At 37.6% G+C, this 26,326-nt stretch carries 23 protein-coding genes and 1 tRNA gene; 7 read left to right on the top strand and 17 right to left on the bottom strand.

Annotated features, from left to right (window positions below; all coding sequences use genetic code 11):
• Positions 1-6: 6 nt before the first annotated feature.
• From CA2015_RS00520 to CA2015_RS00505, 4 genes are all read right to left on the bottom strand, one after another.
• Complete coding sequence (locus tag CA2015_RS00520) at positions 7-936, bottom strand: 3-hydroxyacyl-CoA dehydrogenase family protein (protein ID WP_240477898.1); 930 nt, start codon at positions 934-936, stop codon at positions 7-9.
• A complete protein-coding gene (locus CA2015_RS00515; protein WP_048640116.1) occupies positions 926-2,239 on the bottom strand; it encodes an aspartate aminotransferase family protein in 1,314 nt (437 codons plus the stop codon). Before CA2015_RS00515 ends, CA2015_RS00520 begins: the two co-directional genes overlap by 11 nt.
• Positions 2,240-2,243: 4 nt before the next feature.
• A complete protein-coding gene (locus CA2015_RS00510; protein ID WP_084011567.1) occupies positions 2,244-3,209 on the bottom strand; it encodes a 3-hydroxyacyl-CoA dehydrogenase family protein in 966 nt (321 codons plus the stop codon).
• Positions 3,210-3,723: 514 nt separating this feature from the next.
• A complete protein-coding gene (locus CA2015_RS00505) occupies positions 3,724-3,912 on the bottom strand; it encodes a CsbD family protein (RefSeq protein WP_048640115.1) in 189 nt (62 codons plus the stop codon).
• Positions 3,913-4,528: 616 nt separating this feature from the next.
• On the opposite strand from CA2015_RS00505, the gene CA2015_RS00500 reads away from it, so the two are divergent.
• A complete protein-coding gene (locus CA2015_RS00500; protein WP_048640114.1) occupies positions 4,529-5,479 on the top strand; it encodes a tetratricopeptide repeat protein in 951 nt (316 codons plus the stop codon).
• Between the two features lie 237 nt (positions 5,480-5,716).
• Here the strand turns inward: CA2015_RS00500 and CA2015_RS00495 are convergent, their stop codons facing one another.
• Together CA2015_RS00495 and CA2015_RS00490 are read right to left on the bottom strand one after the other, a co-directional pair.
• Positions 5,717-7,981, bottom strand: a complete 2,265-nt coding sequence (locus CA2015_RS00495; protein WP_048640113.1) for an aconitate hydratase — start codon at positions 7,979-7,981, stop codon at positions 5,717-5,719.
• Positions 7,982-8,142: 161 nt separating this feature from the next.
• Complete coding sequence (locus CA2015_RS00490; RefSeq protein WP_048640112.1) at positions 8,143-9,159, bottom strand: acyl-CoA reductase; 1,017 nt, start codon at positions 9,157-9,159, stop codon at positions 8,143-8,145.
• 219 nt (positions 9,160-9,378) lie between these two features.
• Here CA2015_RS00490 and CA2015_RS00485 point away from each other — a divergent pair, with 219 nt between their 5' ends.
• The 5 genes from CA2015_RS00485 (at position 9,379) to cas6 (ending at position 13,591) form a co-directional block, all read left to right on the top strand.
• Positions 9,379-9,726: a 4Fe-4S binding protein gene (locus CA2015_RS00485; protein ID WP_048644273.1), complete on the top strand. Its 348-nt coding sequence runs from the start codon at positions 9,379-9,381 to the stop codon at positions 9,724-9,726.
• A 171-nt stretch (positions 9,727-9,897) separates the two neighbouring features.
• Positions 9,898-10,251 carry a DUF3276 family protein gene (locus CA2015_RS00480; protein ID WP_048640111.1) on the top strand — a complete coding sequence of 118 codons (354 nt, stop codon included), beginning with the start codon at positions 9,898-9,900 and terminating at the stop codon, positions 10,249-10,251.
• 141 nt (positions 10,252-10,392) lie between these two features.
• Positions 10,393-11,484 carry an AI-2E family transporter gene (locus CA2015_RS00475; RefSeq protein ID WP_048640110.1) on the top strand — a complete coding sequence of 364 codons (1,092 nt, stop codon included), beginning with the start codon at positions 10,393-10,395 and terminating at the stop codon, positions 11,482-11,484.
• Between the two features lie 5 nt (positions 11,485-11,489).
• A complete protein-coding gene (ychF, locus tag CA2015_RS00470; protein WP_048640109.1) occupies positions 11,490-12,587 on the top strand; it encodes a redox-regulated ATPase YchF in 1,098 nt (365 codons plus the stop codon).
• Between the two features lie 110 nt (positions 12,588-12,697).
• The gene (gene cas6, locus CA2015_RS00465; RefSeq protein WP_048640108.1) at positions 12,698-13,591 is read left to right on the top strand and encodes a CRISPR-associated endoribonuclease Cas6; all 894 of its coding nucleotides are present in this window, start codon (positions 12,698-12,700) and stop codon (positions 13,589-13,591) included.
• Between the two features lie 291 nt (positions 13,592-13,882).
• On the opposite strand, the gene CA2015_RS00460 is transcribed toward cas6, so the two are convergent.
• The 10 genes from CA2015_RS00460 to CA2015_RS00410 form a co-directional block, all read right to left on the bottom strand.
• Complete coding sequence (locus tag CA2015_RS00460) at positions 13,883-15,157, bottom strand: type IX secretion system plug protein (RefSeq protein WP_048640107.1); 1,275 nt, start codon at positions 15,155-15,157, stop codon at positions 13,883-13,885.
• Positions 15,158-15,197: 40 nt separating this feature from the next.
• Positions 15,198-17,117, bottom strand: coding sequence for an ABC-F family ATP-binding cassette domain-containing protein (locus tag CA2015_RS00455; RefSeq protein ID WP_048640106.1), 1,920 nt, complete (start codon positions 17,115-17,117; stop codon positions 15,198-15,200).
• Between the two features lie 79 nt (positions 17,118-17,196).
• Entirely contained in the window at positions 17,197-18,090 is an 894-nt protein-coding gene (locus CA2015_RS00450; protein WP_048640105.1) for an aldose 1-epimerase family protein, read from the bottom strand.
• 90 nt (positions 18,091-18,180) lie between these two features.
• A tRNA-Leu gene (locus tag CA2015_RS00445) sits at positions 18,181-18,262 on the bottom strand.
• A gap of 257 nt (positions 18,263-18,519) precedes the next feature.
• Positions 18,520-19,077: a hypothetical protein gene (locus CA2015_RS00440; protein ID WP_048640104.1), complete on the bottom strand. Its 558-nt coding sequence runs from the start codon at positions 19,075-19,077 to the stop codon at positions 18,520-18,522.
• A gap of 6 nt (positions 19,078-19,083) precedes the next feature.
• Positions 19,084-19,554 (bottom strand): RNA polymerase sigma factor, encoded by a 471-nt coding sequence (locus CA2015_RS00435; RefSeq protein WP_048640103.1) that lies wholly within the window; start codon positions 19,552-19,554, stop codon positions 19,084-19,086.
• Positions 19,555-19,909: 355 nt separating this feature from the next.
• Positions 19,910-21,382 (bottom strand): rhomboid family intramembrane serine protease, encoded by a 1,473-nt coding sequence (locus CA2015_RS24390; RefSeq protein ID WP_053086624.1) that lies wholly within the window; start codon positions 21,380-21,382, stop codon positions 19,910-19,912.
• A 231-nt stretch (positions 21,383-21,613) separates the two neighbouring features.
• The gene (locus CA2015_RS00420) at positions 21,614-22,075 is read right to left on the bottom strand and encodes a GNAT family N-acetyltransferase (protein WP_048640101.1); all 462 of its coding nucleotides are present in this window, start codon (positions 22,073-22,075) and stop codon (positions 21,614-21,616) included.
• A 50-nt stretch (positions 22,076-22,125) separates the two neighbouring features.
• Positions 22,126-22,611 (bottom strand): methylated-DNA--[protein]-cysteine S-methyltransferase, encoded by a 486-nt coding sequence (locus CA2015_RS00415; protein ID WP_048640100.1) that lies wholly within the window; start codon positions 22,609-22,611, stop codon positions 22,126-22,128.
• A 410-nt stretch (positions 22,612-23,021) separates the two neighbouring features.
• Positions 23,022-23,717 (bottom strand): XRE family transcriptional regulator, encoded by a 696-nt coding sequence (locus tag CA2015_RS00410; protein WP_048640099.1) that lies wholly within the window; start codon positions 23,715-23,717, stop codon positions 23,022-23,024.
• A gap of 119 nt (positions 23,718-23,836) precedes the next feature.
• Here CA2015_RS00410 and dinB point away from each other — a divergent pair, with 119 nt between their 5' ends.
• The gene (gene dinB, locus CA2015_RS00405; protein WP_048640098.1) at positions 23,837-25,027 is read left to right on the top strand and encodes a DNA polymerase IV; all 1,191 of its coding nucleotides are present in this window, start codon (positions 23,837-23,839) and stop codon (positions 25,025-25,027) included.
• Between the two features lie 580 nt (positions 25,028-25,607).
• Here dinB and CA2015_RS00395 read toward each other — a convergent pair.
• Positions 25,608-26,072 (bottom strand): hypothetical protein, encoded by a 465-nt coding sequence (locus CA2015_RS00395; protein ID WP_014018194.1) that lies wholly within the window; start codon positions 26,070-26,072, stop codon positions 25,608-25,610.
• Between the last annotated feature and the right edge of the window lie 254 nt (positions 26,073-26,326).

Here is a 26,326-nt window from a genome sequence, read left to right as displayed (position 1 = left end):
TTTTCCTTATGGAGTGTTTTGTTGCTTGTCATTTTGATCCTCAAAGGGATACTTCTCCATAAGTGCTTTAATTTTCTTATTGAATTTTAAGAAATCTTTTTCAAAAGTCTCAACTTCATTTTCTGAATAGGAATAAAATCCTTCACCACTTTCCAGTCCGGTCTTGCCTGCATTTAACTTTGAATCCATCAACATAGAAGGTGATTTTTTTTGTGATAGCTCCGGGTTGAGGTCTTTCATTACCAGTCCATAAATAAAGGTTCCCATTAAATCCATGTACCTGAAATTGCCAGCAAAAGGCAAATAATAACCAGGGTCATTCCGACAAGCCCTGTCAATGTCTATAGGGTCCACATAACCCTTATCTATGAGATAAAAAGACTCTCTAGCCATAGCAGCCAGCAATCTACTTCGTATTCCTTTACCATTTTTCAATAAGTAAGGGTCTTTACCCCACTGTTCGCGGGCTAATATCATCAATTCTTCTACTGCTTCTGTATTTGTTATATCTGTAATAATTAGCTCAAGAAAAAAAGTTTGGTGCGCAGGATATACCCAGTTGAGTCCAATCAAACGCTCAGGATTAGAGAAGCCTTCCTGAAAATTTTCCAAAGGATAGCTTTCCATGTTTATAGCGATCAGGGTGTCCTTTGTAGCATTTTGAGCTATTTTATTTAGGAAGTCTTTTTTTAGCTCGATATTTTCAGAGGTATTGACAATTATTATGGATGCTGTTTGTAAGGCTGTCCAGTCTGGTTCAATATTAACCATGGCATGGGCCTCGAGGTCTTTTGATAAAGCAGTTTTTGGTATTTCATTAGCAATAAGGGAAACCTTATGTCCGGAATTGCCCAAACACAAGGCAATTCCGGAAAGGTCTTTTCCATCACCCACTAAACAGATGTTAATTTCTGATGGGGTCATTTTACTTTTCATTCATCTTAGCCAATACCTTCTCTACACTTTTAAGGGCATGAAGAATGTCCTCTTCAGTATGTACGGCAGATAAATACCATAGTCCTCTACCAATTACGCGAACGCCATCATCATGCAAGCCGGAAATAAATTGACCCAATTTGGCTTTGTCTAATTTTAATACATCTCTAAACTCGTTCAGACCATCTCCATCAGAAAACCCTGTGTGGATGATAGGGCCGATTCCAGAGACAATCATATTATGCCCGGTTTTTTTGGCAAGGTCTCTCAATCCATTGCGTAACTGATCGCCTAAATCAAACATTTTGGCATAAGGATTTTCTCTTTCCAAAACCGAGACTGTAGCCATGGCAGCAGCAACTGTTGGGTTGGCCGTATTCATGGTACCTGCATGGATTACTCTCGCTGAAGAGATTTCTTCCATCCATTCTTTTTTACCTACAATGGCACTGATTGGGTATCCACTTCCAATTGCTTTAGCGAAAATGGACATATCCGGAGTGATGCCGAAATAAGTCTGAGCACCTCCAAGACCAATTCTAAAACCTGTAATTACCTCATCAAAAATCAGTGCAACGTTGTATTCATCGCACAAGGCCCTTAAGCCTTTCAGATAACCTTCATTGGGCACAATACACCCATTGTTACACATGATAGGTTCTGTGATTATGGCAGCGATTTCATGATGACTTTCCTCCAATTTGGCTTTCACCAATTCCAAATCATTCCAAGGAAGAAGGTGGAATTCGTTGATTGAATCAGGTGGTAGGCCTTGGCTCCATGCGTTTGGACTTGGGGCGTTTCTAGGTCCTAATGCTTCTGGAGAAGGCGTAGAAATACCATAGCAAACATTGTCCAACCAACCATGGTAATGACCTTCAAATCTAAGGAATTTGCTTTTTCCTGTTTTTGATCGTGCCACCCTGAAGGCTGTTTGAACTGCTTCTGATCCATCCAGACAAAAACGCATCATCTCTGCTGATGGAATGAGCTCCTGTAATTTCTCCGCCAATTCAAGTTCCATCATATGTTGGCCTGCAAACAATTGGCCTTTTGCAGAATAATCATGAACAGCTTTTAAAACTTCAGGATGTGAATGTCCTAAAATCAAAGGCCCTTGACTTAAGGTAAAGTCCCTATATTCATTTCCATCTACATCATAAATACGACTACCACTTCCATGGCTGTAAAACAATGCATGGGGATGATTGTATTTTCTAAACTCAGAGGAAACTCCTCCTGCCAAAACATTTTTTGCTCTGGCCAATAAGTCTGCGGATTTCTGGTACTTTTCGTTACTCATTTTTCTATGTATTAATTTCTGGATATTGTGCAGCCAAATGGAAAATTTCGTGATTAAAGTCCTTAAAGGCCTCTTCCCACTTTATTGCTTCTTCTTTAGTATAATTGTACAAACCTTTACCGTTGTTTATTCCTTTTCCTTGTACTTTTACGACCGCTTGCATTGTAGTAGGGACGGTTTGAGAATTGTCCAATTGAGGAAATATATTCTCAAATATCTCTTTAAAATCTGAAAGGCCCAATTGGTCCATTCTTTTAAACAATCCCATATAGGTCATCCATGAGCCTGGATCATACCTAAAGGCCTTATCTAAATCATCCATCGAAGCTTCGCCATTTTCTAAAATAGCAAACATTTCACGGTAAACTGCATAGAGCATTCGATTTGTAACAAAGCCTCGTAAGTCTTTTTTTAGGTAGGTAGGCTCTTTGTTCCAGGTACGGGCCAATGAAAGTACCCTATTGGCTATTTTTTCATCTGTAAGGGCGCCTTTAGTAACTTCTAAAAAGCGTGTCATATAGGCCGGTTCTGCCCAATGAATGCCAATAAACCTAGAAGGCAGATTAACATTTTCCTGCAAAACGCTAATTGGAATAGCTGAAGTGTTGGTAGCTATGACGGCAGTGGACTCGGTATTTTGACTTATTTTTAAGTAAACTTCCGTTTTAATCTCAATTACTTCAGTGACACATTCCTGTACCAAACTACAAGACTTTAATTTAGAGTAATCCTCAGTAAGATGAAGTCTTTTTAGGTAATAGTCTACATTTTCACTTAAAAGACCTGCTTCATCTGCATGATTCATTTGGGATTGTATCCGGTCCAAGGCCCCATCCATATCAGAGGGAAGTGGTGCAATACCGATAACGGGGTGTCCACTAACTAAAAGAGATACAATGATACTTGTTCCCATTAATCCAAGCCCTACTACTCCTATTTCAAAGGTTGAAGAATTGTTTTTACCGTTCAATTGTCTTTGGTTGATTGTATTATTTATACCTAAACAAGCGCAGTGATTTTATATGTTATAAAAACTGTCCTATTTATTCAAATTTATTATTGATCTGTAAATTTTGCTATTATTATTATGTGTAAAAGTGATACTATTTTTTAGAAGGTGATTTATTTTCCAGTCTTCAGGAAAAATTCAGCCTCAAAAAACTTGAAACCAGATTTAGATTTTGGAATAGTAGGGATAGTTTGGGGATATCCTTCCCGAACCAAATGGGAAATTGTCTGATCATGTAGCCCACTTAAGCATTAACCTAAATCTCATTTTAGCCATTCCTTTTCAATTTAGAAGGCTGGGTGAGGTAGGTAGAATAATTAGTAATAAGGGTTTGATAATGGAGTAGTTATAAGATTATCATCTGGCATCTGAATAAAATCATGAAAAGTAAATTAAGCCAAGCAAAATCTATCTTAAAAAAAAGCAAAAAAAGCCCGATGAAGGAATCATCGGGCTTAAGTTATTATAATATAGGTTATTCTGAGAATAGAATCTTTTCAAGATTCTCCTTAGTTTCACCCGTTTTTTTCTGAAGTTTGCCTAACAATTGGTCTTCTTGCCCTTCGGTATAAACTAAGTCATCATCGGTTAATTCACCGTATTTCGCTTTAAGTTTACCTTTTAACTCGTTCCAGTTTCCTTTTAATTTTAAATTGGTTGACATAATATGTTGGTTTTAGTGAAAAATTATTAAAACTTATAATAATTATGTAACTATAATCAATATCTGTACCAATTGTGGAAAACCTAACAGGTAAATATTCAAAAATCACATTGATTGCCTGTTTTTTCACTTATGATTAAGCCCGAAATTTGCAATAGACAATCAATTACCTACTAAAATCTCCAAACAGCCTGATTTAGATGCTTTTGCAACGCTTCCCGTAAATATGGAACAGGCTTTACCCCTGATTTTTGTTAGGGCGGAGAAATCCTATTACACAATCTGAGTTAAAAGATGGACAATAAGAATGCATTTAACTCTTGTCTCCAAAGTGATTTATCATTTATTAGGAATTGATTATACCATATTCAGTGTTTGATTATTGTACGAAGTAGTTTGTTATTACCTTTGAAGGAAGAGGGGAGTTCTCAATTTAAAACTGGATTTAATAGAACATCCCAAGGGGTTTAAATTATTAATTTGACATCAATAATAGTGCCTTGCACTACTATTGAATAGGTTCAGAAGATTTCTTTCTGCCCTTAATGCATTAATGTAATAAGCCTTACTGACCAATATTGAAAGAGGGGATTGATAAAAGTAAATTATAAATTAGATGAAGAAGAATAAATTATTTAGGTTAAGCTTTTGCCTCATACTAACTATTGCGATTTCCTGCACATCAAAAGAAGACAAAAAAGGAAGGTTTTTATTAAAAGGAAACAATGAATTAAAGGAAGGAAATCTCAAGGGGGCAATTACCTATTATGATGAGGCATTGGCAATTGATCCGAAGTTTAAGGATGCCTACTTTAATCGTGGTATGGCCAAATACCAGCAAGCCAAATTGATAGAGGCCATTGCGGACTATTCTGAGGCCATCAACATTGATAATTCCTATGTTCCCGCTCTGCGCCAAAGGGCCATGGCTCATCTTGATTTTGGGGAAAATTATAAGGCCTTGGAGGATATAGAAACATTGCTTCAAATAAATAATCAAGACGGACAGGCTTATTTTATCCGTGGATTGGTGAATACCGAAATGAAATCTTACAAGGAAGCGCTTAGTGCTTTTGATCAGGCTATACAAATCACTCCTGACAATGCGGAATTGTACATTAATAGTGCTACTGTGCATTATTATATGGGTGATTTGGATGCTGCCCTTTCAGCACTAGAAAAAGCTTCGGAGCTAGATGCTACTGAGAGCAAATTACATAACCTTTGGTCTTTGGTTCATTTTGAAAATGGGGCCTATCAAAAGGCGCTTGAATCCGTAAACGAAGCGATACGACTAGACAAGGACCAATCGTACTATTACAACAATAGAGGCCTTTACAAGCTTTATCTAAAGGATATGGAAGGTGGCCTGGGGGATATCAATTTTAGCTTAAAACAAAACTCGAAAAATTACTATGCCATTAGAAATAAAGGGATCTATTATTTCATGGAAGGTGAGATGGATTTGGCAAGTAAGTTTATAAACGATGCGTACAAAGCAGACCCTGAAATGCCATTGCTTTCGGAGTACCTTCTTAAATTAAATACAGATTCTGCTCAGGAATAAATAAGCCCTAATCCATAACTTCTTTATGGATTAACTACTTTTTGCCATTATCATTGATTCTGGAATAAAAGCCAATAGCCTAAAAATGGTTGGGCAAACTTCTTATAAAATGAAATGGAAAAGGCTACAAAATTAATTGTAGCCTTTTCTTTATTATGAACATAAAGCTGACTAATTATAGCCAGAAAAAGTGGATTATTTAACTCAGGAGCTGCAATAATTATTGCAGCTCTCGTGTTATATGAGACCTTCTTTTACAAGATTCAATGCTGAACCAGCTTTGAACCATTCAATTTGGCCTTCATTGTATGTATGATTAACAGTTATTTTGTCTTCACTTCCATCGCTGTGGTGAAGAACAACTGCCAATGGTTTGCCTGGAGCAAAACTTTCCAGTCCAACAATATCAATGTTATCATCTTCCTGAATCAAATCGTAATCCTGAGGATTAGCGAAAGTTAAGCCTAACATACCTTGTTTTTTCAAGTTTGTTTCGTGAATCCTAGCAAAGGATTTTACTATTATAGCACGAACGCCCAAGAATCTTGGCTCCATAGCAGCGTGTTCTCTAGAAGAACCTTCTCCATAGTTTTCATCACCTACTACTACGGTACCGATATTATGCAACTTGTATTGACGTTGTACGGCTGGGACTTCACCATAGCTTCCATCCAATTGGTTTTTCACCTTGTTGGTAGCTTCGTTGAAGAAATTAACTGCGCCAATCAATAGATTGTTAGAGATATTGTCAAGATGACCTCGGAATCTCAACCACGGTCCAGCCATAGAGATATGATCCGTAGTACATTTTCCTTTTGCTTTGATCAAAAGCTTAAGTCCTGTAAGGTCTTTTCCTTCCCATGCTTTGAAAGGTTCTAAAAGCTGAAGTCTTTCTGAATCAGAAGCAACTTTTACTTGAACTTTAGATCCGTCTTCTGCAGGAGCTAAATAGCCAGCATCTTCAACAGCAAACCCTTTTGTAGGAAGTTCAAGTCCTGCTGGTTCGTCCAATTTAACCTGCTCTCCATCTTCATTGGTAAGCGTGTCAGTCATTGGGTTGAAAGTAAGGTTTCCAGCAATAGCCAAGGCAGTAACCACTTCAGGAGAAGCTACAAAGGAATGGGTATTTGGATTTCCATCAGCTCTTTTAGCAAAGTTTCTGTTAAAAGAGGTAATGATGGAGTTTTTCTCTTGTTTTTCAGCACCATGTCTTGCCCATTGGCCTATACAAGGACCACAAGCGTTAGCCAAAACTACTCCACCCATATTTTCAAAAATTTGGAGGAATCCATCTCTATCTACGGTGAACCTTACTTGTTCAGAACCTGGAGTGATGGTGTATTCAGATTTGGCTTTTAATTTTTTATCTACTGCCTGTTGGGCTAGAGATGCAGCTCTTGAAATATCTTCGTAAGAAGAGTTGGTACAAGAACCGATTAGTCCAACTTCCAGTTTTTCTGGCCAATTGTTTTCTTTTACAGCTGCTGCAAATTTAGAAAGCGGCCATGCTAAATCAGGAGTAAATGGACCATTGATATGTGGTTCCAACTCAGAAAGATTGAGTTCAATTACTTCGTCAAAGTATTTTTCTGGAGAAGCATAAACTTCTTCATCACCTGTCAAATATTCTTTTATACCGTTAGCTAGGTCTGCAATTTCAGCTCTGGAAGTACCTCTCAAATAGGCTTCTGATTTTTCGTCATAACCAAAGATGGAAGTAGTTGCTCCGATTTCAGCACCCATGTTACAGATTGTTCCTTTTCCTGTAGCAGATAAAGAGCGAGCTCCTTCTCCGAAATATTCTACAATACTACCTGTACCACCTTTTACTGTAAGGATTCCAGCTACTTTAAGGATTACATCTTTAGCGGAAGTCCAACCAGATAATTTACCGGTTAACTTAATACCGATCAATTTAGGGAATTTGAGTTCCCAAGGAAGACCAGCCATAACGTCACAAGCATCTGCTCCACCTACGCCTATGGCTACCATTCCCAAACCACCTGCATTAGGTGTATGAGAATCTGTTCCGATCATCATACCTCCAGGGAAGGCATAATTTTCCAAAACTACCTGGTGGATGATACCTGCGCCAGGTTTCCAGAAACCAAGACCATATTTGTTGGAAACAGAAGAAAGGAAATCATATACTTCCTTGTTTTTATCTTTCGCTTTCGCTAAATCTATAGAAGCACCGATTTCTGCCTGAATAAGGTGATCACAATGGACAGTCGATGGTACCGCTACCTTAGATTTGCCTGCTTGCATAAACTGCAACAATGCCATTTGGGCCGTTGCATCCTGCATGGCTACCCTATCGGGTTTGAAATCAACATAAGATACGCCTCTTTCATGTCCTTTAGTGGGTGTGCCCTCTGAGAGATGAGCATAAAGGATTTTCTCTGTTAGAGTAAGTGGCTTTCCCACAACTTTTCTGGCGGCAGCTATACGCTGAGGAAACTCAGCATATAACGACTTAATCATATCTATATCAAAAACCATTAATAATGAAGTTATATTGTTGTTTGATGAAAATTCAATAGGGCGCAAAGATACTAAAATCAATAATTAATTGGGCATGATGCTTGTTTAATATGCTTATTTATAAAGGATTTAAAAAATAAATTTATTCAAAATAGCTGGTGTACCGGATTTTACAGGTGCTATTCCAATGCCAAAAGGAAAGCCAGAGTGTCAATATTGTCTGCATAATCGTGAACTTCAGGGCTTTGAGCAGTACCTAAGGGGATACTTCCCTTAAACCAGCCATCTTTTGAAACAATACATTGAACTTTGTCTTCCAAGGAGGTTAAACTATCCTTTAATGAATCAGCGGAATCATAAACTTCATAGTAGAGTACAGAAATAGGGGAAACCAAATCCTTTGATTCCACTAATAGTAAATGTCCGTTGTCAAAATGAGGGACCCGATTAATGAGGTACTTGGACTTGTTGTACTCGTAATTATTAAAGTACTTGTGGTGATCCAATACCCCACTTACCTTTTCCATGGCCTTCATAAAATCCTGTACTTGGGAAATATCGGTAAAAAAAACTTTGGATACATTTCTACAACCTAAGCCGTAATAAGTGAAGATGTCTGAGGCAAGTAATTCTAGGTCAAATTCGGATTCCTCTCCATTGAGTACGGCTATTGAAGTTCTGTTTTTTCGAATTATATGGGGGTATTTTCCAAAATAATAATCAAAATACCTCGCTGAATTGTCACTACCAGTGGCAATGTAGGCGTCCATACCAGTTAAGCGCTCTTCAAATGAAATTGTTGAGGCCAATTCAGGTGATATTGATGTCAATTGTTCTACCAACCAAGGGATTAAGATGCTGTCTGAAGACCCCAATTTTATTCTTGCTTTGTGTCCGGCCATTAAGGTGCAAAGCAAATCATGGAAGCCAACACCAGGGATATTTCCGGCCATAATGATGCCTATATTTTTATCGGCAGAGTTTGTGTCGAAAGAATAGGGCTGTATCCAGGCTTTTAACTTATCGTGAGAAAGGTACCTGCTTATTCCATTAAGGGCCAAAGCCGACTGCTTAGGGGTAAACCAATTGTTGTAATTTTGCATTTTAGCAAAAAGTTCAGCTTTGGTGTCATCAGATAAATGAAGCAAGCGATCGCCTAATGCAGCAAGTTGGGTTAGTCTTTGATTTACATCCATAATTTTAAGAATAGTAAACAAGGTCCGCGTAAAGACTTTGTCAATTGGTGAAGTTTGCCCCAAATATAATTATTCGTAAGGAAAGCTAAGGGATAATTTTCATCAAATAGTTAGTGTAACAAATAATGTCTATGAGATATTTTTTGAATGGAGAATCATTTTGCTTGTGAGATTGTGAATTGGTTAGTAGTTTTGCGGTCGAACAAAAAAAGAAGCACAATGGCAATAATGATAACGGACGAATGCATCAATTGTGGTGCATGTGAACCAGAATGCCCCAATACCGCCATTTATGAGGGAGGAATAGAGTGGACCTGGGGTGGAGGCACTGAGCTGAATGAGGTGATACAAGAGGATGGAACAGTGGTAGCAGGTGATGAAAAACAAGAACCTGTCTCTGATGAGTTTTATTATATCGTAACTCAGAAATGTACGGAATGTACTGGTTTTCACGAGGAACCTCAGTGTGCTGCAGTGTGTCCAGTGGACTGCTGTGTAGATGATCCTGACAACAGAGAAACAGAAGAAGAATTAGTTGCTAAGAAACAATTTCTACACGGAGAATAATCTTAGAGATAAGAATATCAATATTTTGTAGTCATAAAATTGTCTTTTCCAATAGGTATTTTGACGAATATCACATATTTTCAGAAAAAAAACTTGTAATAACTTGAATTTGATATTTGAATTGATTTAACTTGGCATTAAATTGATTTTTAAAAAATAAATATTTGGATAGTGGAAGATAATAAAGATTACGAAAGAGATGAGATTTTCACCAAAAGGGTAAAGGCAGGTAAAAGAACCTATTTTTTTGATGTTAAGTCTACCCGGTCCAATGATTACTATTTGACCATTACAGAGAGCAAAAGGAAAATCAAGGACGATAATTTCTACTATGAAAAGCACAAAATATTCTTGTACAAAGAGGATTTTGGGAAATTTGTAGATGCGCTTCAAGAGGCAGTAGACCATGTGAAGAATGACTTGATGGCAGATTTTGATTTCTCTCAATTTGATGCTGAGCCTGAAACTACCGAATCAAATAACGAAAATAACAGTAAATTTGGTGAAGACCTGAAATGGGATTAAGGAATTAATTGGCGGATCTTTTAAACACGAGCCATTTATACTATTTAATCCAAAAGCTTTATAAATCGAACCTTGAAAATGTTTTTCCTCTATTAGTGGAAAGCATGGTACAGGGTTCGATTTTTTTGTTATTTTTGATCCATGCTAAAAGTTATATTAACGGCTATAGTTGCAACCCTGCTTGTTTTTGTGTTGGGATGGTATTTTTCTAATATAAGCCTCTATTTTATATTCTCTCTTGTTATTGCCGCTGCACTTCGGCCACTTACCAATAAGATCAATAACCTGTACATAATGGGGCAGCATATTCCCCGTTCACTGGCCATTTTAATATCATTTTTAGCCATACTTTCGGTAGTGTTTTTATTGGTGCTATTATTTATTCCCTTGTTTCGTTCACAAGTTGAATTGTTGAAAGATCTGGATGTTAATTACCTCTATGATCAGATTCAAAAGCCTATTGCCAACTTGGAAGGCATTCTTATTCAGTTGAACCTAATTGACAATGAGCCGGGTTATCTGATTCAGCTTGTAAAGGAAAGCCTCATCAATAGTGTCAATGGGATGAATTTTCAAGGTTTTATCAATGGCGTAATTTCCACAACAAGTAGCTTTTTTATTAGTATACTGGCCATAGGTTTTATCACCTTTTTTCTGCTTTTGGAAAATGGACTTCTAAGGAGAAACCTATTAAATTTTATACCGAATAAGTATTTTGAACTGTCTGTAGCTACCTTTCACAAGGTGGAAAGACTATTGTCCAATTACCTAATAGGCTTATTGATTCAAATGTCGGTGATTTTCACAATTGCATCCGTAGGTTTAACTATAGGAAATATTGAATATGCGATGACCATTGCTGTTTTTGCGGCGGTTGCCAATCTAATACCCTACGCTGGGCCAATTTTAGGAGCCAGTTTTGGCGTGTTGGTCGGTCTTTCTACAGGCGATTTTAATACCACTAATGAAGTGTATTTGTTTCTTTTTAAGGTGTTAACAGTTTTTTCTATAGTGCAGGTGAGTGATAATGTGATATTACAGCCTTTTATTTTTTCTAAATCAGTAAAAGCTCACCCTCTTGAAATTTTTGTTATTATCTTTGTGGGGGCAAAAATTGCCGGTGTATTGGGTATGATTTTCGCCATACCAGTTTATACTATATTTAGGGTTTCTATAAAGGAATTTTATAAGGGGTATAGAGAATACAGGATATTTAGAATAGATAAGATTTAACATTCATGGGACTTAAGTGTGGAATTGTAGGCTTACCAAATGTAGGAAAGTCAACATTATTTAACGCCTTGTCAAGTGCTAAGGCTGAAGCAGCAAATTTTCCTTTTTGTACTATCGAACCCAATGTGGGTGTTGTGACAGTGCCGGATAAGCGTTTACAAATCTTGGAAAATCTGGTGAATCCACAAAGAGTACTTCCAACAGTAATCGAATTTGTAGATATAGCTGGATTAGTAAAAGGCGCAAGTAGGGGAGAAGGTTTAGGAAATAAATTTTTGGGTAATATTAGAGAGGTTGATGCGATCATTCACGTTATCAGATGCTTTGACGATCCCAATGTAGTACATGTGGCAGGTGGAGTAGATCCCATTTTCGACAAGGAAGTTATTGATACTGAGTTGCAGCTAAAAGACATTGAGTCAATTGATAAAAAACTAATCAGGATAGAGAAAGTTGCAAAAAGTGGAGACGCCAAAGCTAGAAAAGCTGTTGAAAGTTTACAAAAATTTAAAGAAGGTTTAAAAGAAGGTAAGAATGCCCGTGCAATAGAAGCGGAAGACGACGACCTTAAAGCCATAGCAGACATCCATTTGTTGACGATTAAACCCGTATTGTATGTTGCCAATGTAGATGAAGGAAGTATTAAGGAGGGTAACGAGTATGTGGATAAACTCAAAGCGGAGGTAGCAAATGAGAACGCAGATGTGATTATCCTTTGCGCAGCATTGGAAGAGCAAATTGCAGAGTTTGAAGAGCCCGAAGAGAAAGAAATGTTTTTAGGTGAGTATGGACTTGAGGAAAGTGGCTTGAACAGATTGATCGCTGCTGCCTATGATCTATTGAACCTAATAACCTATTTTACGGCTGGAGTGCAGGAGGTAAGAGCCTGGACAATCACCAAAGGTTGGAAAGCCCCAGCAGCAGCAGGTGTGATCCATACTGATTTTGAGAAAGGTTTTATCAAAGCAGAAGTTATTAAACTAAAAGATTTTGAGATGTTCAAAACTGAGGCTATTTGCCGTGAAAACGGGAAAATTGCAGTTGAAGGTAAAGAATATGTAGTTTGTGACGGAGATATCATGCATTTTAGGTTCAATGTGTAAATTAATTGAAATATTATTATTAAGTTTGTTGCAACTTATTTGCTCGACTATCAGTTAGTTCAGGTAGTGTGATGAAATAAATTTTTGTTTAACTTTTCATTTTTATAGTCGTGAGAATTAGATTAATATTTTCCTTAAAGAACAAAGGTGCTTACTTACCCTTTCACCATCAGTACATCTTAGCTCAGTTTCTCAAAGGTCTGATCGTTAAAGGAGGCCAGGAAGAGTTTTTTAACTACAATTACTTCAACTTTTCTGGGCTAAAAGGCCAAACAAAAGTTAGTAGAAGTGGGTTGCATTATTATTCCAGTTTGGTTACACTTGTGGTTTCAGCACCTGATGAACCTTTTATAGATTATCTATTGAAGCAGGTTTTTAAAACTCCCAAAATTGAATTGGGTAATTTAATATTATCGCCTGAATATACTGAGAAAGAGATCGAGCCACCTTTAGAGACATCCAATAAATTTGTTTGTATCTCGCCATTGGTTTTGCTTACTCCCACCTTTGATGATGAGTCTGGTAAAAGATTTATTAACCCTGACACCGATGAGTTTTCTGATCTTTTGTATGAGTCTACGCTCACAAGAATGGAGAAATCTGGTTGGTACAATCAGGAACAAATGGAATCTTTTTATAAATTTCAGGTTGTACCGGACATGGTTTACGTAAACAAACTTCGTGAACAACAGAAAAAATTCGCAAGAATCTATTCTGTCTATGACATGGATGTGAAGTATGAGGTTAGAGGTTATACCTTGCCTTTTACCTTATATGCTGCAAGCGAAGTCCAGGAATTTGTATTTAAATGTGGATTAGGGGCATTTACCCATAAAGGTTTCGGGATGTTGGATTTGGCTAATAATATGCCAAGTCAGCGTACAGAACCCTATAAGTTTAAAAGAGAAGGGTTTGTGCCTTACAGAGCACAAACTCATGAGCCTCGTAAAAACGACGAAAGAGCGGAAAACGAGGATGAAAAGCCTGAAGAAGGAAATGATTAAAACTGAATACCCGGTAATTAAGCCGGGTATTTTTTTTGTTTAGATTGATTTGAACAGATGAAAAAATATACGGTTTTTCTCATTAAGTTTGGTTCATTTTTTCGCGTAAAACCAGTGATTCACTAGCGGGTTGCTGCCCTGCTGTGATTAGAGTGGTTTAACTCATAGCGTTAAAAGCAAGCTTGTATTCCGTGTTTGTGAGGCTGAATCGCCTTTCTGGGGTATAGGTGTAATTTCAATTGGATAGCCGAAAGGTAAACAATCATCCCCTTCTTTGAAGGTGAAATTTACTTAAAACCTCCTTTTGTTAGGGTTGATGACGGTATAACCTATCAGTTCATCATACCTCGAACCCATATCCCGGTAATAAAAAAAGATTTCGTATTCGTTTTCAGTCTGAAAATGATTGTCTTCAAAGGCTTCTATGTCCCATCCATCCGCTGTCTGAAAGCCATATTGATAATCATACCAGCCCTGCTTTAAAAATAAACTTGTCTGGTAAAGTCCCTTTTTTTTGTTGTATACCATCTTAGCCTCAGGGATTTTACCCCAATTGGTCAGGGCGCCTAAGATATATGGAGGCTTAGGTAGCTCAGGAGATTCTAGATTAAAGTTCAGTAATACATACTCACTTTCCAAAAGATGATTCTGCCTTTCCATATTGAAAACACCAAATTGTCCATTGAGGTCTAAGTATTCTAAATAGGGCAATCCTTTTCTGTCTTTGTCCACTGCAGCTTCAGCAAAGACAACATCTTCTTCCATGCTAACCTTGGCAATATTCCGTCCACGAGTACGTACGAAGCGCAAGTCAACAAAGCGAAATTCATTGCCCGCCATAAAGGTATTAGAGCCGTCAAATAATTGGTATTGTAACTGTTTGATATCCTCTCGGATGTGAGTGAATTTCAAACCGTAAATGGCATTGTCCCATCTTTGATTTTGACGAATGACTACCTTGGTATTATTTAGTGGATCAATCAACTCACGATTACCATAGCCGATATTGAGGTTGATTTGTTGGGCAATTCTACGGTTTTCATTTATGCTAGGAGGAACAATTTCTGCGCCTATTCCAACCTGATTTTGGTAAACCATGAATCTTTTTGTGAAAATCACATCTGATTCTTTCCTTCCTCGGTATACTTTTAGAATATAATTCCCAGATCTTGTGACGGTAGGTATCTGAAAAGTATAATGAATATAAGGTATTCTGGTATTGATACCATATTCATAGGAGTTGATGTTGTATTCATTGTATTGGGTTAGGAAATCCGGATCTTTAAGCCCAGATTGGGTCCAGTCAGCATCACAATGTATCAATTTAGCCAAGAACCTGTCCGTCTCAAAAGCAATGTCATCGAAATGCAATTCCAATGGAACAGGGCTATTGAGAGAAATAACCGGAGTTGTCATTTGTGCTGAAAACTCACTGCTTGCTGGATAAAGCTGTACAGTTCTTATGTTTTCATCATAGACCTGATCTTCCAATACTTCCTGTGCAGACAAAAGTTTTGTTGTAAAAAGTATTAGAAAAAAAACAAGCTTAGTCAATGGGCTTCTCATCGGTTAGGTATAGGTTTTGTGCCAGTGAAAGCACTTAATTTTAACTTTGCATGGTCTCTATTTGTTCAGCAAGTGCTTCCCATTTCTGGTTGAGTACAATTTCCTCTTTTTGTATTTTGCTGTACTTTTCATTGAGCTGTTGCAATTTCACCTCATCTTCATAAACGGAAGGTTGGGCCAATTCATGCTCTATATCTGTTTTTTTCTTTTCCAAAGCAGTAATTTGCTGCTCCAGGCTTTCCAGTGATTTCTCTTTTTCCTTTAGCGCTTTCTTCTGAGCATGGTCATCTTGCTTTGCAGCCGAACTTTTTGGCAAAGGTTTTGGTGCTTTTTTTACAATGGTTTGAGGCTTGACTTCTTTCTCTGCTTGATTAGCACGCCAGTAAACGTATTCATCATAAGTACCTGGATACACCTTGATTTGTTCGTCTTCAATATACCAAATTTTATTGGCGACTCCTTTGATAAATAACCTGTCGTGAGAAACAGTAACAAAAGTACCTTCGTATTGCTGTAAAGCTTGAATCAATATATTGACAGACTGTATATCAAGGTGATTGGTAGGTTCATCCAGTAATAGGAAGTTAGCTTCAGAAATCAAGGTTTTGGCGAGAGCAACTCTTGATTTTTCCCCTCCAGAAAGCACCTTTATCTTCTTAAAAACATCTTCATTGGTAAAGAGAAAACAGCCCAGAACATTTCTCAGTTCGGTTTCTGATTTTCTACTGCCTGCCTGAGACATTTCTTGAAGGATTTCGTTGTTAATCCCTAGCGCTTCCAATTGGTGCTGTGCAAAGAAGGCTTTTATCAAGTTGTATCCTTCTTCTCTTTTTCCTTCTATAGGTTCAGAACCATTGATAATCCTCAGAACGGTAGATTTACCTTTTCCATTGGCTCCAATAAGGGCTATTTTATCTCCTCTCTCAATTCGGGCGGTGGTGTTTTTTAGAATCTGAAGGTCACCAAAGGCTTTGGAAACATCCTCCAATACAATAACATCCCGACCTGATTTCTGAGAGAAAGTAAATTTAAAATTAACAGATACCTCATCTTTTTCTACTTCAGAGATTTTATCCAACCTATCCAAAGCCTTTACCCTGGATTGTACCTGATTGGATTTGGTAGCTTTGGCACGGAAACGTTCGATAAAACGCTCCGTTTGCTTGATCATCTGCTGTTGATTTTCGTAAGCATTTTGCTGGATTTCTTCTCTCTCTACTTTCTCCTTTTTATAGAAAGCATAGTTACCGGCATAACTTGTGAGGTTGCCTCGGGAAACCTCTACAGTAGTTTCTGTACTATTGTTCAAAAAAGTTTGATCGTGAGAAACCACAATCACAGCACCCTCATAGGACTTAAGGTAATTTTCCACCCATTGTATGGAAGGTAAGTCAAGGTGGTTGGTAGGTTCATCCAGCATGAGCAAAGATGGTTTTTCCAAAAGTAACTTTGCCAACATCACTCGCATCCTCCATCCTCCGGAAAATGTTTTTAACGGACGACTCAAGTCAGCCGTTTGAAATCCTATACCTTCTAATACTTCCTCAGCCTTGGCTTTTATAGTGTACCCTTCCAGTGCTTCAAACCTTTCTTGAAGGTTAGCCAATTTTTGGATGATTTCATCAGAATAATCTGTTTCCATCGCCCTAAGTACTTTGTCTATTTCTTCCTGTAAGGTCAAGGTTTCTTTGAAAGCCTCAAGTGCAACATCGAGTATACTGTCTTCTGATTGGTAAGACAGCAAGTCCTGATTAAGAAAACCTACGCTACAGTCCTTTGCTTTTTGGATTTCACCTGAGCTAGGTTGAAGGTCTCCATAGATGATTTTTAATAGGGTAGACTTGCCTGTACCATTGAGCCCTACCAAACCAATTTTGTCTTTTGGCTTGACGTGAAGGGAAGCATTTTCATAAAGAGGTCGACCCCCAATATAATAAGAGAGATTGTTGATGGATAACATTCCGCAAAATTAAGAAAACTATATGGTATATGGCAGGATTAGAAAAAGGAATTCAATAAACTTGTCTTTTTTCCTGTTTTTACCCCAAAAGATCCACTTGAAAGCTGGCTTTATGACTAGCTTGGAGAGCCAATTGTACAATCCCTAATTTATTTTCAAGGGTGCCATCATGATCCGTGGTCGCTGCAATTCCATTCCAAGGCTCTAAACATAGGAACTTTGCGCCTTTTTCTTTGGTCCATAAGCCTAGCCATTTAAAGTCTGAAAACTGCATAGCGAAACCCTTACCTGTTTTGAGACTGCAAACACTTACGGTCGTAACTGGGTCAACATCTATTATCAGTGCATCATTTTCAAAAAGCTTGTAATCAAGATTCAATTTCCCCTCTTGAAGGGCTAAAGAACTTTTCTTGGTAGAGATCAGGCCTCCTTCCAAGGTGTACAATGGGAGGTTAGTAATGCTCTTGTGACCAAAATCCAATTGGTAATCTGAAAATGATTCTTTTTCAGGTTCAAGTGGACAGCCAAAACCTGGGTGGGCTCCTATACTAAAGAACAAGGTTTGTTCTCCTGAGGGATTGTGTACATGATAGTCCACATTCAGGCCGTTTTCGCTAAGGCTGTATCCAATAGAGAGCTCAAAGTCAAAAGGATATACTTTTTTGCTGGTTTCGTCAGCCTTGAGAATCATTGTGAGTTTCCTATCCGTTTTTTCAGTTAACTCAAAATTGCGGTCTCTGGCAAAACCATGCTGTCCCATAGCGTAAGACTTGCCTTGATAGGTGTACTGATTGTCTTTCAACCTGCCCACGATAGGGAACAGTACGGGTGCATGTCTGCCCCAGACGTCAGGATTTGCTTGCCAGAGGTATTCCTGTCCGTTTTTCTTAAGGGAAATACATTCAGCACCCAGGGTGGAGATTTGGGCTTCCATTTTACCAAATGTCAAATGATGGATGGTAGCAGCAGTCATGGCTTTAATGAGTAAAAGATGAATAAAAAAGGAATATAAAATAAATTGACCATCAAAAAAAAACCTTTCCTGAATTTAGGAAAGGTTTTGTACGCACGAGAAGATTCGAACTTCCACACCCGAAGGCACCACCCCCTCAAGGTGGCGTGTCTACCAATTTCACCACGTGCGCAGATAGGAAGTGCAAAAGTAGGAGATAATTCCAGCAGTGCAAATAAAAATGAATACAAATTGTCAGAGAAGGTAAAGAATTGAGCGTATTGTCAAATCAAAATTCCAGACTGGTATACAAGTGTCAATTTTTGGCATTGAAGGAAAGGGTTGTGGTAATCCAAAGGTCTCAATCATTGTTATTAAAGGCAATAGTTCTACTTTTCTGTTTATTTGTACCCCTAATATAGCATTCTCCACTAAAACTTTCTCTCATAGCTATTGACCAACTGGAGACTCAAATTCCTTAAGGTTGGTTTTAATCTTGCTAATTCGTTTATTCCAATTTCTACTAGATAAATAAACCAGTAGTATTAAAGAAAACAACATAAAAGCAAATGCAGTGTATTTCTCTTTTGTGAAGTCAATAGATGAGGAAAAAAAGGAAATCACCGCACAGCCAAAAAGAAAGGAAGTCAAAACAATACCAATAGTTATTTGCTTTAATTTCGATTGAAAATTAAGAAGTGATTGTTTTAAATTGTCGCCATTGATAGGGTTTCTCAAAACGAGCCAGCCCACAAAACGGACAAAGATGTATAAACTGGTAGCGCCTATCAAAAGTACATTTGCCCACAAGGGTTTAGTTTCTCCATCAAAACCATCGTAGTAAAGGGCTATAAAAACAACTAAAAGAATGGCCTCAATTAAAAATTTTAGTTTCATTTTTTTAATCGTTGGGTGGTTTTTCACTTTTGTCATTATCAATAATTCATTTTGGCTTTTTTTTCCAGTACTTGATTGATCCCAGGTTGATTTTAATTTATCGAGTTCCATAGCTTTTTATTTTAAGATGTTTTTGAGTTTTTCTTTTATTCTATTGATCTTCACACCGACGTAATTTTCAGTTATTCCAGTGATTTCGCCAATTTCCTTGTAATTGAAGTCTTCCAGAAATAAGGCAATGATGGCCCTTTCAGCCTGGTTCAATGTTCTAATGGCATCAAACAGCCTTTCCTCATTTTCTGATTGTTCACTTGCCTGTTTTGAGTAAATCTCTTTTGGCGTATATTCGTTGAATTCGATTTCTATTTTGTGCTTCCGGAACATTGCTATAGCCGTATTTAATGCAATACGGTACATCCATGTGCTTACTTTTGATTCCTTTCGAAACTTTGGGAATGCCCTCCACAGTTGAAGCACAATTTCCTGGAACAAGTCCTCCTGGTCCTCTTTACTGTTCCGGTATAGTTTACAGACTTTAAAGATTATCCCCTGATGCGCTTCTACTATATTTAGAAATTCCCTTTCCATAGCCTAATGTCTAGAATGAATTGAAAGCCAAATTTGATAATTACAGTCTTTATATCAGTTATAACATTATTTGTGAATCCTAAAATGATTTCAGTAGCATTTTTTTTATCGCAAGCTATTGACGTCTTTTTATGTATTTCATTTTTTAACTTGACCTGCTTGATTAACGACAGGTCAAATATGGATGTGCGTAGGGATGGAGATATTGCTAAAGACATAGGGAGAAGATTGAAATGTTCATTTCCCTATAAGTTGTCCAAAAAGTAGCAAATCTTACAAATGCCAATTTTATTTTTTAAATATTTGGTACGATAGGCTAATAAATTTTACCTAATAGCTTCTTTTGGTGAGGGAGTTATTTAATGTTAAGCTCATTAAGAATGGCCTCAATCTGATTGTTCGTTTCTGTGATTTGTGAGCTATAGTCGTCAGTGCTTTCTTCAATTGATTTATAAATCAATTGGCAACTTTGGATTCTTAATTCACAGTATTGTAACAATTTTTTATTTCTGTCCAGGATTGGATCTGGCAAGTACAACAGGTTAGCTTCATTAATAATTTTTTTATTTTCATTCCAATAATAAAGACTTCTCGTTTTAATTTCAAAGAGCAAATCCTCTGCAGGAGTACTTTCAGGCATTTCAAACATTTCTAAAGCCATTGATTCAAGTTCAACAAATCTTTCCACCAAGGAACCGTATTTTTCAAATTGGTAAGGAATAATGCTCTTAAAAATCAATGTACATAACGCTATGGTAATGACAGTAGCAAACGCAATATGGTTTAGTTTTGATCGTAGGTCATCATTTCTCTTTAAACTTGGCACCATTGAATAACCAATCACAATACCTGAAAGAAGACCTCCAATATGAGCAGCATTGTCTATATTTCCTTGAAGCCCTAAAATTAAATTATAACCAACAAAAGACGCTATACTTATCAATAAGGCACTCCGTAAATGTTTCTCAATTAAGTTTGTTGTAAGCAAAGCCAGAAAAACACCATATAAACCAAATATGGCTCCAGAAGCCCCTGCACTTATCGTTAGATCATGCCACCAAAGACTTGTTGCGCTTGCTACAATACCCGTAAGTATATAGGATGAAATCAACCTTGTTTTCCCCAAACGTGGTTCTAAAAGAAGGCCTATGTAGAGTAGAGCAATTGTATTCATTAGCAAATGAAAAATGCCTATGTGTAAGAAAATGCTGGTAAATAAACGCCACCATTGACCATCAAGGGTTAGGGGTCGGAAATTGGCTCCCCATAGAATTAAACTATCGCTATCAGACGCAAAAATATCCACACCTTTTATTGCCATGATAAGAAATACGACAATGTTTAAATCAATGATTATGGGGGTGATGAAATAGCCATGGGTTGGTTTAAATATAGATAGAATTCCCGTAATTTTTTCCTTAATGGAAGATGAGGAGTGGGTTAATATAACTTCTTCTTTTGAAATAAATATAGGTTTTATTTCTTCAAACTCTTGATCCAATTCCTCTATGGTAAAACTGTCTTTAATTTCATTAAAGGAGTAAATGAAGTTTGAAATGTTTTCTTTATTCTTCCCCCAGTCAATTATTTGAATGCCTGTACATTCACTTTTAAGTTCAACCGTTTTGTATAGGATTTTGATGTTTACTTCCTCACTGAAGGAGCGCATTGACATTTTTGTATAGGCAATAAATCCATCTTCACGGATGGAGAAAATTTTCCATTTGAGCTTTCGGGCAACCTCAATGGCAATAATAAGAAAATTTTCGGAGGTTAGATTGTCCAATGGTATTTCTTGAATATGTTTCGAGGAAAATTCAAATGCCATATTGTGATTTTTTTATCTCTTCATTGATACTATAAAAAAAAAATATTATACATAGCTACAGCTCAATTGAATTGATTCGATTTATTCTACTTCTAATGTATAAATTTATTGTAAGGTTTTATAGAATGTATTTGTAAGAGGAGCGTGTTTAGTGAAATATTTCGACTAAAAAACAGTTTTTTCAATAGCCATAATTTTATGGTTTTTTTTGCACCAAGTCAGAGAAAATAACTAAAAAATATATTCCATTTTAATGTCACAGCGCTCATAGGTCCCACATTCCATGGGGATTTCTTTAAAGCCCATTTTTCGGTACAGGGCTATCGCGGGAGCCAATAGACTGTTGCTGTACAGGATCACTTTAGTAGCGCCTTGAGCTTTGGCCCAATCCAGTGCAGCATTACCGAGTATATGGCCGATGTTTTTGCCTTGCGCTTTGGGTGATACACCCATTTTAATCAATTCGTATTGGCTCTCATTTATTTTTTTCAAAGCCACCGTACCTACAATTTCCTTTTCCCATTCAGCAAATAAAACTTCCCCACCATGATCCCGGATGGTTTCCTGAGGTTTTTGCAGTTGGGCAATGTCAAAAGCTTCCATAACAAAATACTTTTCTATCCACTCCTGATTGATAGAGAGAAAGTAAGGGGCCAGTGCTGCTGTATAGAGATGGATATTTATTTTTTCCATCTTTAAAAATACGGATGTTGATAAAAAGAAGAAAGCGTTTGACCGGAAAATTAAAATCCCAAATTATACTGCTGACCTGGCTGGTCCATGGCTTCCATTTGTAGTAGCTTGAGCTTTCTCCACAGACCTCCTGCATAGCCGGTCAACTCTCCCGTACTGGCGATAATCCTGTGACAAGGGATAACAATCAATAGTGGATTGGCACCATTGGCGGCACCTACAGCACGGGAAGCAGTAGGTTTAGAAAGGGCATTGGCTATCTCCTGATAAGAAGCCGTCTGTCCAAAAGGGATCTTATTTACTTCCATCCATACTTTTTTCTGGAATGTGCTACCACCAATGGCTACCGGAATATCGAAAACCTTGAGGTCTCCATCGAAATAACGATTCAATTGACTGATGATGTCTAGAAAAAACAGGTTATTTATCTTTTCTGTTACAGGCTCTTCCGTAAAGCTACAGGACAGCAAAAAACCATCTTCAGCTACAAGTCTGATATTACCTAAGGGCGATGTAATTACTACTGTTTCTTTCATATCCTCTACAATTTTAAAACCAAGACAAGCTTTAATCTCTACTAATGCAGTGTTACTGCCGACGCTTCATGAAATACGATAATGTTTAGCCCTTTTGACCTCGGAGATGCAATTGCTGGCTTGCGACTGTGTTGCTCAGTATCTAACATTCCTAATTTCCTGAATATTATCACATCCCCTGAAGAAAAACCAGGACAAGCTGAGAAATGTCAGGAAACCCTATTGCACCATGCGTGTCAAAATAAAAATCAATACATGCGGTTTTCGGCACATTCTATTAAGGGGCCGAATAAGTGTACTTATTATTAACAGATTATGGCAGAAAATGTTGCCTTTAATTATACTGTCGGTGGGTTACCTACTTACTAAAGATAGCTTTTATTTCACTTTATACCAATTTATTGCGGCACTTATACCATCATCATACGGTATTTCCATACTTCCCTTACTGCCTCTGCTTTTACTTCAAAAGGGGGATATAAGGGGTTGCTTGAACAGAGTAAAAGCTGCTTTTTATTGCTTAATTGGTTGTAAGTCAGCTTGAACGTAACCCCATCCTGCTCGGTGACAATAACGTATTTCTCACCGTCACGTATGGCTGTCCAATCGTCTATGTATTCACAAATGATCCATGCCCCGTCAGGGATCGGTTCCATAGAGTCTCCATCTACCTGAAAAACCCTGTATTTTTTGTCCTGTGGGAGAAAGGGGAGGTGAAACCGAGGCAAATCCCCAATAAAGTCGGGATCTGAAAATCCTGCCAGGTAACTGGCTTTTGCTTTCTGAGAAACCACTTCTATTAATTCACGACCTTGGGCATCCACCGTGGTAGTGAGGATGCGTAAATCTCGGCCTTTGAGGTAGCGACTGGTTTCCAATACCTCCCTGAGCTTGTGAGCAGGGTATTTTTCCAGGTTCTCCTTCAAGATCAGATCTACCGATACCTCCAGGTATTCACAAATCTTCACCAATGTATCCAGCGGAGGGCTGATACTTAGTTCATAGCCGGCAAGCTTGGACCTGCTGATGTTCAGTGACTCAGACATTATGGACTGTGTAATCCCTTTTCTTTTGCGCAGTAATTTGATATTGCTGTGAAGGTACATGGTCAAAATTTTTAATGAAATCAATGGTTTAAATATAAAACAATTGTTTAAATTATAAACAATAAAATGTCAATAAAATTAACAAAATAGATTGTAAATAATAGTAGGAGAGGAAGGTAATGGCAGAAAGACGGAATATTGTACACATGGATTTAGACAGTTTTTTTGTGTCGGTAGAGCGTTTGTACGACAGTCGGCTTATGGGTAAGCCTATTCTGATAGGGGGATCGGGAGATAGGGGAGTGGTGGCTTCTTGCAGCTATGAGGCCAGAAAATTCGGAATTCACTCCGCCATGCCCATGCGTACCGCCAGACAGCTTTGCCCGGAGGCTTTACAGATTAGAGGTGATTTTTCGAAGTACAGCCAGAAATCCAGTGAAATCACAGAGATAGTCAGGGAGAGTGTACCACTTTTTGAAAAATCTTCTATAGATGAATTTTATGTGGATTATACGGGTATGGACCGGTTTTTTGGCTGTTATAAGATGGCGCAGGAACTGCGACAAAAAATCATTAAAGAAAGTGGTTTGCCCATTTCTTTAGGGCTCTCACAAAATAAAACCGTATCCAAAGTGGCCACGGGAGAAGCCAAGCCCAATAATGAGAAACAGGTGCCTTATGGAGAGGAGAAACATTTTTTGGCGCCTTTGTCAGTGAGGAAAATCCCCATGATAGGGAAGAAAACTTCCCATACGCTGTACAATATGGGGGTAAAGAAAATCCACACCCTGCAGACTATGCCTGCGGAATTACTGGAAGCTGCTTTTGGTAAAAATGGGTTGATGATTTGGGAAAAGGCGAATGGGATTGATCGTTCACCCATTACGCCTTATTCGGAAGCCAAGTCTATTTCTACAGAAAACACCTTCGAACAAGATACCATTGATGTTGGACTGCTGGAAGCGACACTTACGGCCATGACTGAGCAGTTGGCGGGTAAACTGAGGCAACAGCAGAAGTTGACATCTACCGTATCGGTAAAGATCCGGTATTCTGATTTTGACACCCATACCGTACAACGTCGGGTGTCTTATACTTCCGCAGACCATGTCCTCCTTCCCCTGGTAAAGGCGCTTTTTCAGCAACTGTACCAACGGCGTTTACTGATTCGTTTGATCGGTGTTCGCTTTAGCGGGCTGGTGCATGGGCATTATCAGATCAACCTGTTTGAAGATACCGAAGAACAAATCTCTTTGTACCAGGCCTTGGATCGACTCAATGGCAAGTATGGAGACAAGACCGTTTGCAGGGCTGTGGGCATGCATGTGGGGAGTCGGAAATTTAATCCATTTAATGGGAAGGAAAACTGAGTCAGGGCTATCTAGAAATTCTAAGGCATAGAGAAATTTAACGTTACTTATTTTTTGCCAATTTATACCAAGTAAAATAATCAGCGGGTGAATTTCTAATTGAACTTGGTCATCCAAGGATGCCATTCAAAGCAATGAAAAGAACGGAATTACGAGAATATTCTTTTACAATGATAGTTCGAACCCTGCCAACCAATTCAAAGAAGACCCTGAACTTTGGGGTGATTACTTCGAAAAATCGAAAAAACTATCAAACCCAAACTGTACTATTGAATATTGTTTATTGATAAACTAAAAAAAAATATTATTTGGAACTAGGATTGAGTAGTTACCATCTTAAAATTTAGCTCTTTTTTCTTACGGTCTAAAGTGATTTTAAAGTAGTTTCGATTCTCGTAATTCTCTTTTTGATAAATGGATTAGGAGAAGAGCAATTTAATCTTTTTCCATGGTAACTATTATTGCCATTGTTTATACCATCAAAAAAATCGAATAACTCAGTGTTGAGATTTTTGTAACTACTTTTTTTAGATAGTTTATAGATTTGATCTTTTACTTGTGGGATACAAAAAAAAATCATTTAGAAATTTGATATTTGTTTATCCAGATCGTTAAAATCAGAGTCAGTTCTCAACTCAAAAAAGATCATTTCTGTATCCACAATATTCTCTTCTAACAATTCTATCTCGTCCCTAAACTTTGACACTGTAGAAGGACAATCTTGGTCAATCTTACCTTCCTCCATGGCTTTCAAATCATTTTTAAAACCAGAAAGCATTCCCCTACTAATGTGTAGGATCGAACTCACTTTTTGTAGTGTATCATCGTTCGAAGTGGTTTCTATCCACGTTAATTTTTCAAGTTGAGAAGAAACCACTTCCATTAACTGAACCTTTTGATCGATTATATTAATGAAATCGGTAATTGTGTCCAAATAATGGTTTAAGACCTGCTGATAGCGAATATCCAAGCCTCGCGCTTTCAATGAGCTTTCTCCAATTTCATCAAAAGCACCTCCAATTGTTGGGTTTAATGTTTTGCTCATGGATTTATAAGTTAGTATAAAAAGATTAAAGTCAATAAAAGCCTTAATTTTCAATCCATTGCGTAGTTATTTTCGCAACGTAACTTCACAAATATGGTAATCTTATTGTTACAATACAATACTTTTTATACGACAAATTGTTAATATTTAACGTTTATTTCTCAGGCTTTATACCCATAAATGATTGATTTTTTTTTCAATTTTTATTATAAAATTATCTGAATATCTCCAAAATCACATCTTCACCCTAGCCA

The organism is Cyclobacterium amurskyense (assembly GCF_001050135.1).
Classification (GTDB): domain Bacteria; phylum Bacteroidota; class Bacteroidia; order Cytophagales; family Cyclobacteriaceae; genus Cyclobacterium; species Cyclobacterium amurskyense.
Note: the sequence above shows the minus strand (reverse complement) of the source record. Positions and strands in the feature narration are given on the sequence as shown.